The sequence below is a fragment of the Bradyrhizobium sp. IC4060 genome, from assembly GCF_020193715.1.
Taxonomy (GTDB): Bacteria; Pseudomonadota; Alphaproteobacteria; order Rhizobiales; family Xanthobacteraceae; genus Bradyrhizobium; species Bradyrhizobium yuanmingense.
The window spans coordinates 78,490-95,933 of record NZ_JADYVJ010000004.1 but is presented as its reverse complement, the minus strand read 5'-3'; the positions used below and the strand labels follow the sequence as shown (position 1 = coordinate 95,933).

Genomic DNA, 17,444 nt, shown 5'->3' with positions numbered 1-17,444 from the left:
TAGCGCGATCGTCTGATCTCGGTCGGCATTGTCTAGTGATGGTGCTTGTGCTTGTGCCCTGCGGAGCCGTCGGGACGCTGATAGCCCCGTAACTCTGCATATCGCTGCATCTGGCTCTGATCGAGCACGGCAGCGGTTGAGAGGTGGTATTTGAGGTGGCTCTCGCGGAGCTGCCCCTGAGTTTCGGCAATGGCGCCAATGCTGGTCTTGAGCGCTTCCGATGTGACCCTGCGGGAAGAGAAGAGGTCTTCCAGCGCTCTCTCTTGCTCGACGAGCTTGTTACCCAGCGGAACGGCTTCCTGTTTCATGGCATCGAACAGCCGTTGAACCTCGGCGCGCTGATCGGCGGTCAGGCCGAGACGATCACTGAGCTCGAGGACGTGGCTGGGACCGGGATATCCATTGAGCTCCGCAGCGAGAGCCAGGCCCATACCGCGTCCGGCGCGGAGATCGTCGATCTGTTGCTGTGACAGCGCCTTGATGGGGCGCTTCTCAAGGCCGGCATAGGGTTGACTGGACTGCGCGCCGGCTGTGCTGCCCGTGAGGAGGAGGGAGGCTGCAAGCAGAAGGACGCGGTTCATGAATCTGGCTCCCACAAAATGGAGCCGGCCGATGTCGAAGCATCGAACCCGGCTGTGACGTGACACCTGTCGCGATCGAGTGATCCCGGAGCACAAATCTTGCTGGATCGTCCGGCCCATGGCAACAAAGATCGCCGTGATTGAGTTGCCGAATGTGGAGCAGGTGATGACCTCTTTGCCGACCGCGAATACTGAGATCACGCAGTTCTTCCGCCGATGGCTGGACACCTTCGCGGGTTATGTCCGAGAGGTCGATTACGCCTCGGCGCGGCCGCTCTTCGATCCGGACGTGCTCGCCTTCGGCACCCATAGCGACGTCATCCCCGGCCTCGATCAATGGGTCAAAACCCAATGGGACAATGTCTGGCCGAAGACGACCGACTTCCGTTTCGTCCTCGATCAGACCTCCGTTCTGGCATCACCGGACGGTATGATGGCAACCGTCGTCGCGCCGTGGACGAGCACGGGCTATCATCCCGATGGCAGCACGTTCGCGCGCCCAGGCCGCGCGACGATGGTGTTTTCGAGGAACGGCGATGGCTGGCTGTGCGTGCATTCGCACATGTCGCTCAATCGCGGTGTGCCGCAGGCGAGCCACGCCAATCGGCCGGTAAAGGCCTGGTAGCTCGACCGCGTGCACGATCGACATGCAAAAGGCCCCATTCCGGGGCCTTTTGAGTTCGAGCTGCAGCGAGCCTTATTCCGGCTGGCCGATGCTGACCTTCAGCGTGCCGATGCCGTCGACGCCGCATTCGAGCTTGTCGCCAGGCTGGAGCTGCGACACGCCGGCGGGCGTGCCGGTCATGATGATGTCGCCGGCGGCGAGCTTCACCTGCTGGGAGAGCTGCCAGATGATCTCGGGCACGTTCCAGATCAACTCGGTGAGGTCGCCCTTCTGCGCTTCCTTGCCGTTGACCGTCAGCCAGATCTTGCCCTTGGAGGGATGGCCGATCTTCGAGGCCGGCTGCAGCGCGGAGCAGGGCGCCGAATAGTCGAACGACTTGCCGATCTCCCACGGGCGCTCCTTCTTGCGCGAGGCGATCTGGAGATCGCGCCGGGTGAGGTCGATGCCGACGGCGTAGCCGTAGACGTGGTCCAGAGCCTTGTCGGCGGGAATGTTCAGTCCACCGCTCTTCATCGCGACGACCAGCTCGACTTCGTGATGCAGATCCTTGGTCAGAGGCGGATAGGGAATGGTGGCGCCGTCGGGCACCAGCATGTCGGCATGCTTGGCGAAGAAGAACGGCGGGGCGCGCTCGTCATTGCCCATCTCGCGGATGTGCTCGAGATAGTTGCGGCCGACGCACCAGATGCGGCGTACCGGATAACGGCCGCTCTCGCCGACGACGGGAAGCGAAGCCTGGGGCGGAAGCGGGATGACGTAGGAGGCGGCGTTCATGCGGGTCTCGCTGCTCTTGAGGTGGAACGAACTCTATGCGGTTGCGCTGATCGGCGCCAGAGCGCCGGCGTCGTGATGCTGCAGGCGGAAGAACGAGGCATAGCGGCCGCCGCGACGGAGCAGCTCGTCATGGCGGCCCTGCTCGACGATCTCGCCGCCTTCGACCACCAGGATGCTGTCTGCGTGCATGATGGTGTGCAGGCGGTGCGCGATCACGATGGTGGTGCGGTTCTGGCAGAGATGCTCGATCGCCTCCTGCACCTGCCGCTCGGATTCGGAATCGAGCGCGGCAGTGGCTTCGTCCAGGAGGATGATCGGCGCGTTCTTGAGCAGCGCGCGCGCGACCGCAATGCGCTGGCGCTGTCCGCCCGAGAGCTGGGTGCCGTGCTCGCCGACGGGCGTGTCGTAGCCGAGCGGAAAGCCGGTGATGAAGTCGTGCGCGCAGGCCGCCTTCGCCGCCTCGACGATCTCGTCCTCGCTGGCGTCCGGCTTGCCAAAGGCGATGTTGTTGCGGATGGTGTCGCGGAACAGATAGACGTCCTGGCCGACATAGGCGGTCTGGGCGCGCAGCGATTTGCGCGAGACCGACGAGATCGGCTGGCCGTCGATCACGATGTCGCCCTGCGTCACCTCGTAGAAGCGCAGGAGCAGGCCCAGCACGGTCGACTTGCCGCCGCCGGAGGGGCCGACCAGCGCAGTCACCTTGCCGGGCTCCGCGACGAAGCTCATCCGGTTGAGCACCGTCTCGCCCGAGCGATAGGAGAAACTGACATCGCGCAGCTCGATACGGGCATCTGTCAGCTTCAGCGCCGGCTTGTCATCGTCGGACTGCTCGCTCGCGGGGCTGTCGACGACCTCGAGCAGCATACGGGCGCCGACGAGCTGGCTGTTGAGATCGATGTTGAGCCGGGCCAGCCGCTTGGCCGGCTCGGTCGCCATCAGGAATGCGGTCATGAAGGAGAAGAACGCGCCGGGCGTGGCGTTGAGCGCGACCACGGCATAGCCGCCATACATCAGGCAGCCCGCGACGGCGAAGCCGCCCAGCATCTCCATCAGCGGGTTGGAGCGGTTGGCGACGCGGGCCATCTTGTTGGCGTTGCGTTCGACGACCGCGATGTTCTCGTCGATGCGCCTCTGCATCGTCTCTTCGAGCGTGAACGCCTTGACGGTGCGGATGCCCTGCAGCGATTCCTGCATCGTCTCCATGATGTCGGCGGTGCCGGTGAACTGGTTGAAGGCGAGGCCCTTGATGCGCTTGACCAGCTTGCGCAGCACCAGCATCGCCGGGGGCACTGCGACGAGGCCGATGAACGACATCAGCGGATCCTGCCACACCATCACGCCGATCATGGCGAGCAGCATCAGGAGGTCGCGCCCGACGGCGTTGACCAGCATGTTGAGCACGTCCGTGATCGACTTGGCGCCGGCGGTCAGCCGCGCCAGGAATTCGGAGGAGTGCCGCTCGGAAAAGAAGCCGACGCTCTCGCGCATCAGCTTGGCGAACAGCTGGCGCTGGTTGGTGGCGAGGATGGCGTTGCTGATCTTGGTCAGGATCACCATGTGGCCGTAGGTCGCCACGCCTTTGATGAAGAGCAGAACGACCGTGATCCCCGAAAACATCGCGATGCCCGGGATGTTCTTGTCGACATAGGCCTGGTTGATGACCTGGCCGAGCACGTAGGTCGCGCCTGCGGTCGCACCGGCCGCGAGCGCCATCAGCGCGAAGGCCACGAGGTAGCGCCGCCAGTAGACGATTCCCTGTTCCGTGATCAGGCGGCGAATCAGGACCGCTGCCGCGTAGGGATCGTCGGTGATTTTCTTTGGAAACTGGGCCATCCGGTGTCCATTGACGGCGCAGGACAAAAGCCTGCCCGCGCGTCAGGGATCGATGGGCCTCTGTGCCCGCTCAAGCCGGGTTTTTCAAGCCCAATTAAGGGCTTGCGCTTGGGATGATTCTAGGCGGAGGCGGCGTGGCGGAGCTCGCCGTGGCGCTCGCGGAACAACTTGTCCTCCCAGGCCAGCGCATGGGCTGCGATGGTCTCGAGGTCGTCGTATTGCGGCCGCCAGTCGAGCAGGCTGCGGATGCGGCTGGTGTCGGCGACCATGGTCATGATGTCGCCGGGCCGGCGCGGGGCGTATTGCACGGCGAAGCTGCGGCCCGAAACCCGGCGCACCGCGTCGATGGTCTCCAGCACCGAATAGCCGCGGCCATAGCCGCAATTGAGCGTGGACGAGGCGCCGCCATTGCGCAGATAAGCGAGTGCCGAGCGATGGGCCTGCGACAGGTCGGTGACGTGGATGAAGTCGCGGATGCAGCTGCCGTCCGGGGTCGGATAGTCGGTGCCGAACACGTCAATCTTGGCGCGCTGGCCGGTGGCGGCCTCAACCGCAATCTTGAGCAGGTGCGTGGCGCCGACGGTGGCTAGCCCAATGCGCGCCTGCGGATCGGCGCCGGCGACATTGAAGTAACGCAAGGTCACGTATTGCATGCCGTAGGCGGCAGCGACGTCGTGCAGCATGATCTCGGTCATCAGCTTCGAGGAGCCGTAAGGCGACAGCGGCCGCGTCGGCGCATGCTCGGGCACCGGCACCTGATCCGGATTGCCGTAGACCGCGGCGGTCGAGGAAAAGATGAAGCGGCCGATGCCGCGCTTGACCGCCACGTTGAGCAGGTTGCGCGCAGTGGTGAAGTTGTTGCGGTAATAGCCGAGCGGATCGCGCATCGAATCCGGCACGACGACCGAGCCTGCGAAATGGATGATGCTCTCGATGTCGTGCTGGGCGATCACGCCTTCGAGCAGGTTCTCGTCGCCGGCATCGCCGATGAACAGCGGCACGCCTTCGGGCAGGTAGGCCGAGAAACCGGTGGAGAGATCGTCGATCACGACGACGTCCTCGCCGGCTTCCGCCAGCGCGAGAACCGTATGACTTCCGATATAGCCGGCGCCGCCGGTGACTAGCACAGTCATGATCTCACCCGTCTTCGATCAACGCGCAAGGCTAGCGCTTGCGTGGTGAAGAGGGGGTATCGGAGCGGCTGAACTGGTCACTATGCTTAATGTTGCGTATAGGGACTTTGCGAAATGGAGTGTGACGTGGCGGGTTTCCCCGGCGATCTCGAATTGATCGTGCCAAATCTGCACAGGCGCTATTCCGGGGTCACCGCGACCAACCGGATGGTGGCGCTGCGGCTGGCAAAGCTGTACCGCGCCGCCTGGTTCGGCTCGGACGCGCCGGCGGGGATCGCGCGCCTGAGCATCGGAGATCTCCTCAAGCTCTGGCGCCGCAAGCGGCCTGTGATCTGGCATGCGCGCCGCAACAACGAGATGATCGCGGGCGTTGGCTTGCGCGCGCTCGGCTGGCCGCTCAAGCTCGTGTTCACCTCGGCGGCGCAGCGGCACCATAGCTGGATCACGCGCTGGCTGATCCGACAGATGGATGCGATCATCGCGACGAGCGACATCTCGGCCTCGTTCCTGAAGGTGACGGCGACGGTGATCCCGCACGGCGTCGACACCGACGTCTATGCGCCGCCCCAGGACCGCGCTGCGGCCTTTGCCGAAAGCGGCCTGCCGGGCCGCTACGCCATCGGCTGCTTCGGTCGCGTGCGGGCGCAGAAGGGCACTGATCTGTTCGTCGATGCGATGTGCCGTCTGCTGCCGCGTTATCCAAATTTCACTGCTGTCATCGTCGGGCAGATCACAGCCGAGCAGACGCCCTTTGCCAACGACCTGAAGAAGCGCATCGAAGCAGCAAACCTGCAATCGCGCGTCGTCATCACCGGCGAGCTGCCGATCGAAGCAGTGCAGCGCTGGTATCAGCGGCTGACGATCTACGCCTTCACCTCGCGCAACGAAGGTTTCGGTCTGACGCTGATCGAGGCGATGGCGGCGGGCAGCGCGCTGGTTGCCGCACGCGCCGGCGCGGCCGAGCTCGTCGTCGAGGATGGTGTCACGGGCGTGCTGGTCCCGACGGGGGATGCCGACGCGCTCGCTGCGGCGCTCGAGCCGCTGATGCGTGATGTGGCCGTGGCGACCGCGATGGGCGAGCGCGGGCGGGCGCGGGTGCTCGAGAAGTTCAGCCTCGATGCCGAGGCGGCGCGGATCGGCGCGGTCTATCGGCCGCTGCTCTGAGGCCGTTTTCGCCTGTCGCAAACAAAACCGCGAAAACAACCCCATGCACAGTAGCCGGGGTCAGCAAAATCAAGGAGTTGGCGGAGAGTTCGAGAGATTGCGGATTTTTCGAACGAATTTTGACTCGTCGGGCAAAACAGTGGCAGGATGTCATCATCGGCCCGAGCCACGATCGCCTCAGTTCGTCACCCGCTTCCCGCTTCCCCCAGCACCCTCTCCGCAATCCCCACCACCTCGCTTGCCGCAATATTCCGCATGCAGCGGTGGTCGTTCACCTTGCAGACCGTGCTCTGGCAGGGCTGGCAGGACAGCTTTTCCTTGTCCTGCACCAGTGTCGCGGCGAGGCCGTTCAGCGGGGCCCAGAGATAGGGGCTGGTGGGACCGAAGATGCCCATGGTCGGCGTGCCCAGGGCGGCTGCGATGTGCATCAGGCCGGAATCGTTGGAGATGGCAACGCCGGCGGCGGCCATGGCGAGGATGCCGTTGCGCAAGTCCGAGCCGGTGAGATCGCGGACGCCCGGGCCGCCGGCGGCGACGATCTCCTGGGCGAGCTCCTTTTCGGCGGGACCGCCGACCACCCAGACCTCGAGGCCGCTCTCGACCAGCAGGCGGGCGGCTTCGGGATAAGAGGTCCAGCGCTTGGAGACGCCGACCGAGCCCGGGGCGAGCGCCACCGCGGCGCCGGCACCGAGACCATTGGCCTCGCGCCACCGGGCGATCTCCTCGGCCGGGACGCGCAGTTGCGGTACCGGCCATTCCGCGGGTAGGGGCGCGCCGTCTGGCTGGGCTAGGGCGGCGTTCTTGTCGATGAAGCGGGGCAGCTTCTTCTCTCCCCAGCGCCAGCGGTTGAGCAGGCCGAACCGGAACTCGCCGACGAAGCCGATCCGTTCAGGAATACCGGCGAGTGCCGGCGCGATAGCCGCTTTCCAGGTCCGGGGCAGCACCAGGGCAGTGCCGTAATTCTGTTTCCGCAGCAGCCCTGCCAAGCCGAACTGGCGTGCGACGGCCAGCCGGCTGCGCGGCATATCCCAGACGATGCCGGCGCGCACCCCGGGCATGTAGTCCACCAGCGGGGCGCACAGGGAGGTGGTGAGGAGATCGACCGGCCGGTTCGGCCAGCGCTCCTTCAGGACCCGCACGACGGTGTGATTCCGCACGAAATCGCCGATCCACATGTAGGGGACGATCAGGATCGGGCGTGTGTCGCTCCGATCTGCATCACTACCAAGTTGCGAATCAATATTCATTCGTTATGAGGGCCGAACACGTGCCGATATGGCGGCTCGGTTAGCCGCTCCGGGCCGGCAGGTAAAGGCGGCAGAAGAGCAATCCCAAAACAGCTTACACTTTGGCGGATCATGCGCTAGGGCAGGATCGGGCACCTAAAATCGGGCAGGTAGGTGGAATGTTGCTGGTGACCGGCGGGGCCGGTTTTATCGGATCGAATGTCGTGGCCGCGCTGAACGAGGTCGGTCGCAGCGACGTCGTGATCTGCGATCTCCTCGGAACCGAAGGCAAATGGCGCAATCTCGCCAAGCGGCAGCTTGTGGATATCGTTCCCCCGACCGAGCTGATGGACTGGCTGAAGGGCCGCAAGCTGGAGGCTATGATCCATCTCGGGGCGATTTCCGCGACCACGGCGACCGACGGTGATCTCGTCGTCGAGACCAATTTCCGCCTGTCGATGCGCCTGCTGGACTGGTGCACGATGAATGCCGTGCCGTTCATCTACGCGTCCTCGGCGGCGACCTATGGCGACGGCACGGAAGGCTTCGACGACGATTCTTCGCTTTCGGCGCTGAAGAAGTTGCGGCCGATGAATCTCTACGGCTGGAGCAAGCACCTGTTCGATCTCGCTGTCGCCGAACGTGTGGCGCGCGGCGATCGGCTCCCGCCGCAATGGGCCGGCCTGAAATTCTTCAACGTGTTCGGGCCGAACGAATATCACAAAGGCTCGATGATGAGCGTGCTGGCGCGGCGCTTCGACGACGTCAGGGCAGGCCGCGTCGTGCAGCTGTTCAAGTCGCATCGCGAGGGCATCGAGGACGGCGATCAGCGTCGCGATTTCATCTATGTCGACGATGTCGCGCGCGTGGTTCTTTGGCTGCTCGCGACGCCGTCGGTGTCCGGCCTGTTCAACGTCGGCACCGGCAAGGCGCGCAGCTTCAAGGACCTCATGCTGGCTGCCTATGCGGCGCTCGGCACCAGTCCCAACATCGAATACATCGACATGCCCGAGCAGATCCGGGACAGCTACCAGTATTTCACCCAGAGCGAGGTCGATCGTCTGCTCCGCGCCGGCTATAACGGCGGCTTCACGACGCTCGAGGACGCGGTGAAGGCCTATGTCGGGGATTATCTCGACCGGCCCGACCGCTTTCGCTGAGGCCCTTTCGACCATGCCGACGCCCATTCTCGATTTCGATGCCCTCGCGCAAGCCATCTCAGGCCGTACGGTGCTGTGCATCGGCGACATCATGCTGGACGAGTTCGTCTACGGCGAGGTGTCGCGGATCTCGCCGGAAGCGCCGGCGCCCGTCATCGCCGCCCAGCGCAGCGAGATCCACGTCGGCGGCGCCGGCAACGTCGCGCGCAACGTCGCTTCGCTCGGCGCGCGCTGCATCTTCGTCGGCCTGATCGGCGAGGACGACGCCGGCACGCGGCTCGAGGCCGCGCTCAATGATCAAGCCGGCATCGAGAGCGTGCTGGTGCGCGACGCCTCGCGGCCGACCACGCGAAAGGTCCGCTTCGTCTCCGAACATTTTTCCACGCACATGCTGCGCGCGGATTGGGAGCAGGCGCTGGCTGCGTCCGACGAGGTCGAAACGAAGTTGATCGACGCGATCCTGCCGCAGATCGCGCGCGCCGACATCGTGCTGCTGTCCGACTATGCCAAGGGCGTGCTGACGGCGCGCGTGATCCGCCACACCATCGATGCCGCGCGCAAGCTCGGCAAGCCCGTCATCGTCGATCCCAAGAGCCTGAACTGGGCGATCTATCGCGGCGCCACGCTGCTCACGCCCAACCGCAAGGAATTCTCGGAAGCGACCCGCAGCCGCGCCGACACGGTGCAGAGCATCGTCGAGGCCAGCGAGGACGTGATGCGGCTCGCCGATTGCGAGGCGATCCTGGTCACCCAGGGCGAGCACGGCATGACCTTGGTGCCGCGGAATGGCGGGGCCGTCCACGTGCCGGCCGTCCCGGTGAAGGTGCGCGACGTCTCGGGCGCCGGTGACACCGTCGCCGCTGCGGTTGCGGTGTCGCTCGCGGCCGGCGCGGACTGGGACACGGCACTGCGCATGGCCAACGCCGCCGCCGCCGTCGCGGTCGGCAAGCGGGGCACCGCCAGCGTCAGCGCGGCCGAGCTGCGACGCAAGATCCTGCCGCATGCCACGCTCGCGGCCGAAGAGAAGATCGTGCTCGACCCGGCAGCACTCGACGCGCAGCTCGCCGAATGGAAAAGGCAGGGCCTGCGCGTCGGCTTCACCAACGGCTGTTTCGACATCCTTCATCCCGGCCACGTCAAGGTGCTGACCGCGGCGCGCGCCGCCTGCGACCGCCTGATCGTGGGGCTCAACAGCGACGCCTCGGTGCGGCGGCTGAAAGGTGCCGATCGTCCGGTCCAGGACGAGCGCGCGCGTGCCGAGGTGCTCGCCGCACTGGAGGCCGTCGATCTCGTCGTCATCTTCACTGAGGACACGCCGATCGACCTGATCACCAGGATCAAGCCCGGCGTGCTGGTGAAGGGCGGCGATTACACACGCGAACAGGTCGTCGGCCATGAGGTGGTCGAGGCCGCGGGCGGGGCGGTCGTGCTGGTCGACATTCTCCAGGGCTTCAGCACGACGGCGCTGGTGCATCGCGCCAGGGGAGGGAGCAAGTGACGGCGCTCGCCCGCGAAACGACCAGCGAGATGTTGCATCGCCGTCTGCGCAGCCCCGCTGCCTGGCGCGAGACCGTCGATCTGTTTGCGATCCTGACCGCGGCCTCTCTGCCCTGGTCGACATCGCTTGCGGGGATATTCAACGCGCTGATGCTGATCTGCATGGTGCCGTTCCTCGATCTACGCGATTTCCTGCAGTCCTTGAAGCGTCCGATCTGCATTGCGCCGATCGCGCTGGTCGTTCTCGCGCTGCTGGGGACGCTGTGGTCGGATGCCCCGTGGGGCGCGCGCTTCTATGCGGTTAATCCGACCGTCAAGCTGCTCGTGCTGCCGGTCCTGCTCTATCATTTCGAGCGCTCGCCGCGTGGCCACTGGATATTCATCGCCTTCCTGGTGTCCTGCGCCTTGCTGTCGGTGATGTCCTGGCTGGTCGCCTTCTACCCGAACCTCGCGCTCAAGACCGATCCGCCCGAGCGCGGCATCTTCGTCAAGAACTACATTGACCAGAGCCAGGAATTCGCGCTTTGCGCGGTGGCGCTCGCCTATCCGATCGTGATGCTGTTGCGCGAGAAGCGATACTGGTTCGCCGCGTTGCTGACGGCGCTGGCGCTTAGCTTCTTCATCAATATGACCTTCGTGGTGGTGTCGCGCACCGCGCTCGTCACCATTCCGATCATGTTCGGCGTGTTTGCACTGCTTCACCTCAAATGGCGCAGCATCGCGATCATCTCCGGCGCGCTGCTCGTCGGCGCCGTTCTCGCCTGGCAGGCCTCGCCGCAATTGCGCCACACCGCCGAGAGGTTTACCACCGATTACACCGGCTATGTGGAACGGGGCGAGGCAACCTCCATGGGCATGCGGCTCGAGTTCTGGCGGAAGTCGCTCGGCTTCTTCGCGGAGGCGCCGATCCTGGGGCACGGCACCGGTTCGACCCGCGGGTTGTTCGAACGCGTCGCGACGCCCGCCGGTCAGGGGCGGGCGTCAGCCGAGGTGATCGGCAACCCGCACAACCAGACGCTGAACGTTGCGGTGCAATGGGGCGCGATCGGCGTCGCCATTCTCTACGCGATTTGGATATTGCATCTGCGGTTGTTTCGCGGCGACGGGCTTGCCAATTGGATCGGACTCCTAGTCGTGGTGCAGAACGTCTTTACCTCGCTGTTCAACTCGCATCTGTTCGACTTCCACGAGGGCTGGATGTACGTCATTGGCGTCGGCGTCGCCGGCGGAATGGTGATCCGGGAACAACAGCTCGGGGCGAAGATGAGGGAAGCCGGTTCCTGAGGGGCCACGCGGCTGGCAAGTCTTGTCGAGATGGGCTATCAGCGCGGTCAAGTTGCATTTAACTGGGTTTTCATCGGTCGGCGGATGACGCGACTTTCGCATCTCACCTCGCGCAATTTCCTGATCGCGCTCCACGACCTGCTGGCGACCACGGCGGCGCTTTTTGCCGCCTTCTATCTGCGATTCGAGGGTGGCGACGATTTCTACGCTCGATTGCCGCTGCTGTTCCAGATCCTGCCCTACTTCCTCGCCTTCAGCGTGGTCGTGTTCTTCTTCTGCAATCTGACCACGACGAAATGGCGTTTCATCTCGCTGCCTGACGCGCTGAACATCATTCGCGCGGCGACCGTGCTCACGGTTGCGCTGCTCGTGCTCGACTACATCCTCGTTGCCCCCAACGTTCGCGGCGCCTTCTTTCTCGGCAAGGTGACGATCGTCCTCTACTGGTTTCTCGAGATCTTCTTCCTCAGCGCGCTGCGCATGGCGTACCGCTACTTCCGCTATACGCGGGTGCGGCGTCACGCGAGGGGCGGGGAGGCCGCGCCGACGCTGCTGATCGGCCGCGCCGCGGATGCCGAAGTGCTGCTGCGCGGCATTGAGAGCGGAGCGATCAAGCGCATCTGGCCGATCGGCGTCTTGTCACCATCGCCTGCCGATCGGGGCCAGCTCATTCGCAACGTGCCGGTGCTGGGCGGCATCGACGACGTCGAGGATGTGATCTCGGATTTCGCCAAGCGCGACAAGCCCATCGCGCGCCTCATCATGACACCATCGGCTTTCGAGCCGGAGTCGCATCCGGAATCGATCCTGATGCGGGCGCGCAAACTGGGTGTGATCGTGAGCCGGATGCCCTCGCTGGAGAGCGGCGATACGCCAAGGCTCACGGCGGTTGCGGTCGAGGACCTCCTGCTGCGTCCGAGCGAGAAGATCGACTATGCTCGCCTGGAGGCCTTGATCAGGAGCAAGGCCGTGATCGTCACCGGCGGCGGCGGCTCGATCGGATCCGAGATCTGCGAGCGTGTGGTCGCCTTCGGCGCGGCACGTCTCTTGATCGTGGAAAATTCCGAGCCGGCTCTCTACGCGGTCACCGAGGCGCTGGCCGCGCGTGGTGCCACCGCACAGATCGAAGGCCGGATTGCCGACATTCGCGACCGCGAGCGCGTCATGCGCCTGATGGCCGAGTTCAAGCCCGACATCGTCTTCCATGCCGCGGCGCTCAAGCACGTGCCGATCCTCGAGCGCGATTGGAGTGAGGGCGTCAAAACCAACATCTTCGGTTCCATCAACGTCGCGGACGCCGCCGTTGCCGCCGGCGCCGAGGCGATGGTGATGATCTCTACCGACAAGGCAATCGAGCCGGTGTCGATGCTCGGCCTCACCAAGCGCTTTGCCGAAATGTACTGCCAGGCGCTCGATCGCGACCTCGCAGCCGGAGCGAGCGGCAGCAAGCCGCCGATGCGGCTGATCTCGGTCCGGTTTGGCAACGTGCTGGCCTCGAACGGGTCGGTGGTGCCGAAGTTCAAGGCCCAGATCGAGGCCGGCGGGCCGGTGACGGTAACTCATCCCGACATGGTCCGTTACTTCATGACCATCCGCGAGGCCTGCGATCTCGTCATCACCGCGGCGACGCATGCGCTTGGGACGCAGCGTCCCGACGTCTCGGTCTACGTGCTCAACATGGGCCAGCCGGTGAAGATCGTCGATCTCGCCGAGCGCATGATCCGCCTGTCCGGGCTGCAGCCGGGCTACGACATCGAGATCGTGTTCACCGGCATGCGGCCGGGCGAGCGCCTGCACGAGATCCTGTTTGCCTCGGAGGAGCCGACCCGCGAGATCGGCGTGCCCGGCATCATGGCCGCGCAGCCGAACGAGCCGCCGATGCAGACGCTGCGCAAATGGAATGCGGCGCTTGAGCAGGCGATCGCGCGCGACGATCGCGCCACCATCAGGACCATCCTGAAGGATGCCGTGCCGGAATTTGGATCCACGGCGGCCTGACCATTGTTGCGCAATCCAGCGCTCGGGGAGCGACGATGAGCGAACGCAAACCGGTCGTGCTGGTGACAGGAGCGAGCGGCTTCATCGGCCGTCACCTCGGGCAGGCGCTGGTGCGCAAGGGATGGTCGGTCCGCCCCGTCGTCCGCAAGCGTCAGGGCATCGACGGCGAGGTCGTGATCGAATCGATCGGCCCCGACACCGATTGGCGGGCCGCGCTCGAGGGGGTGGAGGCGGTCGTCCACCTTGCCGCGCGCGTGCATCACAGGCGCGAGGAGCATGCAGCCCAGCTCTACCAGGACGTCAACACCGCCGGCACGGTGCACCTGGCGCGCGCTGCGGCGAAGGCGGGCGTGCGCCATTTCATCTTCATCAGCACCGTGCTGGTGCATGGCCGCAGCAACGAGGGCAGGGCCCCGTTCAACGAGAACGACGTCCCGACGCCGCGCGGCCTCTACGGGACGTCCAAGGCGGCGGCCGAGGCAGGCCTGAGGACGCTCGCGGGCGAGAGCGACATGAAGATCTCTGTGATCAGGCCGCCCATGGTCTATGGCGCGAGCGCCAAGGGAAGTTTCGCTCTGTTGACGCGCGCGATGAACCTTGGGGTGCCGTTGCCGTTCGCCGCGATCCGCAATCGCCGCGCCTTCCTTGCCGTGCAGAACCTGTCGTCCTTCATCCTGCACCGGCTCGCTCATCCAGATGCGGCCGGCCATTTTGAGATATTCCTGCTCGCCGACAGCGAGCAGTTCTCGACGCCCGAATTCATCGCGCGTCTGGCTAAGGCCTCCGGCAAGCGCCCGCGACTGTTCGGCGTGCCGCCGGGCCTGCTCAGCGCGCTTTTCCGAATGATCGGCCGGCAGGACATGCATGACAGCCTGATCGGCTCGCTCGAGCTCGACGTCTCGAATGCGCTCGCGACCGGCTGGCGGCCGGAGGTTTCGCTCGATGAGGGGCTGCGGCTCGCCGTGTCGGCTCAGGACGCCTGAGGGCGGGAGAAGCGGCGCAGCAGGAGGGCGACCGCGATCGCGCCGGCAATCAGCGCGGGCAGCGTGACGACCACCGTCGCGGCGCGAACGGCGAGGATCGCCAGCCCTGCGAGCACGAGGTTAAGCAGGAAGACTTCGCCGCTCACCCGGGACACCGAGAAACCGTTGTCGGTCGCGCGCTGATAGAAATGCGAACGGTGCGCCGACCAGAACGGCTCGCGGCGCGCGATGCGCCGAAACAGCGTGATGGTGGCATCGGCGAGGTAGTAGGCCGGCAGCAGCAGCGCCGCAGCCGCTTGTCCGTGCCAGGCGAGCTCGAGCAGGCACCAGCCGAGCAGGAGGCCGATCGGCAGGCTGCCGACATCGCCCAGGAAGACTTTTGCGACAGGACGGTTGAACGGCGCAAAGCCGAGCATGGCGCCGCACAGCGCGGTGGCGATCAGCACGGCCGGCCATGGGAGATCCCCGAGCATTCCCAGCAGCAGCAGCGCAGCGGTGACCGGAACGACTTCCGCCACCGTCATCAGGTCGAGCCCGTCCATGAAGTTGACGAGGTTCACGAACCAGACGCCGGCAAGGACGATGAGGCCGCGCTCCAGCGCGAGCGGCAGCGCCGGCACGATGCGCGCGGTGTCGGGGGCGGTGAACACCACGGCGCCGACGCAGGCGGCCTGCAGCACCAGGCGCACCAGCACGGGCAGCGATACGATGTCGTCGACGAAGCCGACCAGCGCGATCACTATTGTCGCAGCGACCAGCGCCGGCGGGATCGCGACATTGGCGGAGACCCCCCACAGCGAGGCAACGATTAGCGTCGCGGCGATCACCGCGATGCCGGCGCCCTGCGGGGTCGGGACGCGATGGGAGGACCGCGCATTCGGCCGCGCCAGCGCGTAGCGCTGCAGCAGGGGGCGGCTGGTCCAGGTCACGAGCGCCGAGATCAGCGCGGCCGCCGCAACGGCAAGCAGCAGGGCCGCGCCGGCGAGCGCATCGGCAGCCGAATTCACTCCGGCACTCCGATCGGGGCCGACCCTTGCGCGGCTTTCTCGGCGCTGAGGATCCAGACCAGGCCGCCGACTGCCCCGACCAGGAAGAACACGGCGCCGAACAGCAGCGAGACGTTGACGCCCTCGTTGGCGGAAAGTCCCGCGAAGCCGAACGCAAGGCTCATCGTGGCCTCACGCACGCCCCAGCCGGCGATCGAGATCGGCATCATCGTGATCAGCATCACCGGCGGCACGAGCAGAAAGACGTCGCTGAAGCGAACCGGGGCCCCAATCGACTGCACGACGCACCAGGCGATGACGACGGCGAGCACGTGAACGAGGACCGACAGGATCGCGACGACGGGGCCGCTTGTGCCGCTGAAGATCACGCGATTGGCGATGACGGCGCAGGCGTGGATGTGATGCGTTGCCCACCAGGTCTTCAGCCAGCGCCATTTCAGCGCGCCGAAGATCAGGAAGCCGAGGCCGCCGGCGAGCGCCAGGAGGTCGATGAGCAGCAGCGCCGAGCGACCGTGCGGATCGGTGATGAGGGTGTAGCTCCAGGGCAGGCTGGCGACGATCAAGATCGCGAGCGCGACCAGGCCAATGGCGCGGTCGACAAAGATCGAGTAGGTCGCCGTGCGCCAGCCGGCGCCGGCGCGGGCGACCAGCCACAGGCGCACGGCATCGCCGCCGATCGCCGACGGCAGCGTCTGGTTGAAGAACGAGCCGATCACGTTGTATCGCATGGCGCGGCCGAGCTCGAGCGGCGCGCCGCAGGCGGCGCTGATCTCGCGCCAGCGCAGCACGCCGACGAAGATCTGCAGGAACGTGACCGCGATCGCCACACCGAGCCAGAACAGGCTGGTCAGGGTGAATCGGGAAAACAGCTCGGACAGGTCGACCTTGCGCAGCGCCAGATAGAGCAGCGCCGCGGAAATCAGGATCTTGGCCGTCGACAACAGGATTCGGCGCATCTCGTCCGCATGAACAGGGTTTGCTAAGATTGGAGGCAACCCGACGCGAGGCGCCGAATTCGGCCGCTTTGGTATGGTTTTGGCGCCGATCTTGCAATAGCTCTCGTCGAGGAGCCGTCGTTAAGGACGCCATGAGGAGACCGCGTGAAGGAGCGGGGAGCCTATTGCGACCCCGTCGAGGTGGCGGCTAGACAGGATCGGGCGAGGGATCACCCAGGGAACAGGATGACGGATCGGGCGATTTTGGTCACGGGTGCGGCCGGCTTCATCGGCTTCCACGTCGCCCGGCAGCTCCTGGGCGAAGGTCGCGCCGTCGTCGGGCTCGACAATCTCAACAGCTATTACGATCCGGCGCTGAAGAAAGCGCGCCTTGCTCTGCTCCGGGACCAACCGCGTTTCTCGTTCGTCGAGGCCGATCTCGCCGACCGCGAGACCATGGCGGCGCTGTTCGCGCAGCATCGTTTTGCCAAAGTCGTGCATCTGGCCGCGCAGGCCGGCGTGCGCTACTCGATCGAGCAGCCGCAGACCTACGCCGATTCCAATCTTCTCGGCTTTCTCAACGTGCTGGAGGGCTGCCGCAACAATGGCTGCGGTCATCTGGTCTACGCCTCGTCATCCTCCGTTTACGGCGCCAACACAAAACTGCCATTTGCGGTTGCGGACCGCACCGACCATCCGGTCAGCTTCTACGCCGCGACCAAGAAGGCGAACGAGGTGATGGCGCAGTCCTACAGCCATCTTTATCGCCTGCCGGTCACGGGGCTGCGGTTCTTCACCATCTACGGGCCATGGGGCCGCCCCGACATGGCCATGTTTCTGTTCGCGAGCGCCATCATGGCCGGCAAGCCGATCCGGCTCTTCAACCATGGCAAAATGCGCCGCGATTTCACCTATATCGACGATGTGACGCGCGTCGTGTCCAAGCTGATCGATCTCGTGCCTGCGGACGATCCGGCTGCCGCAAATGCGCCGTCAAAGCTCTACAATGTCGGCAATCATCATCCGGAGGAACTGATGCACGTCGTCGGTCTTCTGGAGCGGGAGCTGGGCCGGACGGCGATCAAAGAATTGCTGCCGATGCAGCCGGGAGATGTGCTGGAAACGTTCGCGGATGTCGAGGATCTCTCGCGCGACACCGGCTTTGCACCGTCAACGCCGATCGAGCATGGGGTTCATAACTTCGTCACCTGGTATCGGGACCATTTCAAGGTTTGAGATCA

General features: G+C 65.3%; 15 protein-coding genes. 8 read left to right on the top strand and 7 right to left on the bottom strand.

What is annotated here, in order from left to right:
- Positions 1–32: 32 nt before the first annotated feature.
- Positions 33–581 (bottom strand): periplasmic heavy metal sensor, encoded by a 549-nt coding sequence (locus tag I6F16_RS16415; RefSeq protein WP_036015773.1) that lies wholly within the window; start codon positions 579–581, stop codon positions 33–35.
- Between the two features lie 166 nt (positions 582–747).
- Here I6F16_RS16415 and I6F16_RS16410 point away from each other — a divergent pair, with 166 nt between their 5' ends.
- Positions 748–1,206: a nuclear transport factor 2 family protein gene (locus tag I6F16_RS16410; RefSeq protein WP_225112031.1), complete on the top strand. Its 459-nt coding sequence runs from the start codon at positions 748–750 to the stop codon at positions 1,204–1,206.
- 72 nt (positions 1,207–1,278) lie between these two features.
- Here the strand turns inward: I6F16_RS16410 and I6F16_RS16405 are convergent, their stop codons facing one another.
- From I6F16_RS16405 to galE, 3 genes are all read right to left on the bottom strand, one after another.
- Positions 1,279–1,980, bottom strand: coding sequence for a fumarylacetoacetate hydrolase family protein (locus I6F16_RS16405; RefSeq protein WP_036029941.1), 702 nt, complete (start codon positions 1,978–1,980; stop codon positions 1,279–1,281).
- A gap of 33 nt (positions 1,981–2,013) precedes the next feature.
- The gene (locus I6F16_RS16400) at positions 2,014–3,816 is read right to left on the bottom strand and encodes an ABC transporter ATP-binding protein (protein ID WP_225111890.1); all 1,803 of its coding nucleotides are present in this window, start codon (positions 3,814–3,816) and stop codon (positions 2,014–2,016) included.
- A gap of 119 nt (positions 3,817–3,935) precedes the next feature.
- The gene (gene galE / locus I6F16_RS16395) at positions 3,936–4,949 is read right to left on the bottom strand and encodes a UDP-glucose 4-epimerase GalE (protein WP_036015779.1); all 1,014 of its coding nucleotides are present in this window, start codon (positions 4,947–4,949) and stop codon (positions 3,936–3,938) included.
- A gap of 126 nt (positions 4,950–5,075) precedes the next feature.
- Here galE and I6F16_RS16390 point away from each other — a divergent pair, with 126 nt between their 5' ends.
- Positions 5,076–6,113 carry a glycosyltransferase family 4 protein gene (locus tag I6F16_RS16390; protein ID WP_225111889.1) on the top strand — a complete coding sequence of 346 codons (1,038 nt, stop codon included), beginning with the start codon at positions 5,076–5,078 and terminating at the stop codon, positions 6,111–6,113.
- Between the two features lie 185 nt (positions 6,114–6,298).
- Here I6F16_RS16390 and waaF read toward each other — a convergent pair whose 3' ends face one another.
- On the bottom strand, positions 6,299–7,360 hold the full coding sequence (waaF, locus tag I6F16_RS16385; protein ID WP_225173867.1) for a lipopolysaccharide heptosyltransferase II: 1,062 nt from the start codon (positions 7,358–7,360) through the stop codon (positions 6,299–6,301).
- Positions 7,361–7,518: 158 nt separating this feature from the next.
- On the opposite strand from waaF, the gene rfaD reads away from it, so the two are divergent.
- The 5 genes from rfaD to I6F16_RS16360 all read left to right on the top strand — a co-directional run bounded on the left by rfaD (position 7,519) and on the right by I6F16_RS16360 (position 14,261).
- Positions 7,519–8,499, top strand: a complete 981-nt coding sequence (gene rfaD, locus I6F16_RS16380; protein WP_225114163.1) for an ADP-glyceromanno-heptose 6-epimerase — start codon at positions 7,519–7,521, stop codon at positions 8,497–8,499.
- Positions 8,500–8,512: 13 nt separating this feature from the next.
- A complete protein-coding gene (gene rfaE1 / locus I6F16_RS16375) occupies positions 8,513–9,997 on the top strand; it encodes a D-glycero-beta-D-manno-heptose-7-phosphate kinase (RefSeq protein WP_225114164.1) in 1,485 nt (494 codons plus the stop codon).
- The gene (locus tag I6F16_RS16370; protein WP_036015786.1) at positions 9,994–11,280 is read left to right on the top strand and encodes an O-antigen ligase family protein; all 1,287 of its coding nucleotides are present in this window, start codon (positions 9,994–9,996) and stop codon (positions 11,278–11,280) included. Before rfaE1 ends, I6F16_RS16370 begins: the two co-directional genes overlap by 4 nt.
- A gap of 84 nt (positions 11,281–11,364) precedes the next feature.
- Complete coding sequence (locus I6F16_RS16365; protein ID WP_225114165.1) at positions 11,365–13,278, top strand: SDR family NAD(P)-dependent oxidoreductase; 1,914 nt, start codon at positions 11,365–11,367, stop codon at positions 13,276–13,278.
- 35 nt (positions 13,279–13,313) lie between these two features.
- Positions 13,314–14,261 (top strand): NAD-dependent epimerase/dehydratase family protein, encoded by a 948-nt coding sequence (locus tag I6F16_RS16360; RefSeq protein ID WP_225114166.1) that lies wholly within the window; start codon positions 13,314–13,316, stop codon positions 14,259–14,261.
- On the opposite strand, the gene I6F16_RS16355 is transcribed toward I6F16_RS16360, so the two are convergent.
- Positions 14,249–15,268, bottom strand: coding sequence for a glycosyltransferase family 4 protein (locus I6F16_RS16355; protein WP_225114167.1), 1,020 nt, complete (start codon positions 15,266–15,268; stop codon positions 14,249–14,251). The two genes, I6F16_RS16360 and I6F16_RS16355, sit on opposite strands and share 13 nt — an antisense overlap.
- Positions 15,265–16,224 (bottom strand): lysylphosphatidylglycerol synthase transmembrane domain-containing protein, encoded by a 960-nt coding sequence (locus I6F16_RS16350; protein ID WP_225114168.1) that lies wholly within the window; start codon positions 16,222–16,224, stop codon positions 15,265–15,267. Before I6F16_RS16350 ends, I6F16_RS16355 begins: the two co-directional genes overlap by 4 nt.
- 225 nt (positions 16,225–16,449) lie before the next feature.
- Here I6F16_RS16350 and I6F16_RS16345 point away from each other — a divergent pair, with 225 nt between their 5' ends.
- On the top strand, positions 16,450–17,439 hold the full coding sequence (locus I6F16_RS16345) for an SDR family NAD(P)-dependent oxidoreductase (protein WP_225114169.1): 990 nt from the start codon (positions 16,450–16,452) through the stop codon (positions 17,437–17,439).
- The last annotated feature ends 5 nt before the right edge of the window (positions 17,440–17,444 follow it).